1 rRNA gene is annotated in these 414 nt (G+C 47.9%); it reads right to left on the bottom strand.

Annotated elements, in window-relative coordinates:
• Window positions 1-289 precede the first annotated feature (289 nt).
• Window positions 290-406: ribosomal RNA gene (gene rrf, locus AB4Z33_RS31220) — 5S ribosomal RNA — on the bottom strand.
• Window positions 407-414 lie beyond the last annotated feature (8 nt).

Below are 414 nucleotides of genomic sequence, written 5' to 3'. Positions count from 1 at the left end.
AGGTGATTCGGCTTGTGCGCCGTTTTCACTTTGTTTCTTTGATCTCCTAAGACATCAAATGGTTGAAACAAACTGAAAAAATGTCGCAACAATCTCGAACAACCTTCGCTAACATCAACTGCTGAGCTCGCTTTCGCTAACTCTGCTCGCTGATGGTTAATCCAGCTAAAGGATGTTTCAGCAATTCTTATCTTTCGTTATCCAGTTTTCAAAGAGCAAGTGTTTTGCGCTGCGATCACTTCAGAGTTAATCTTCAGCAAAYACGCAACATTTAGATGCTTCTGCACCCGCTTGGCGACGTCCTACTCTCCCAGGACCCTGCGGTCCAAGTACCATTGGCGCTGGAGGGCTTAACGGTCGTGTTCGGTATGGGAACGCGTGGTTCCCCTCCGCCATCGCCACCAAACGGATGAT

Origin of the sequence: Paenibacillus sp. 2TAB19, from assembly GCF_052115185.1 — a bacterium.
In the GTDB taxonomy this organism is placed as follows: Bacteria; Bacillota; Bacilli; order Paenibacillales; family Paenibacillaceae; genus Pristimantibacillus.
This window is presented reverse-complemented; position numbering and strand designations above follow the sequence as displayed.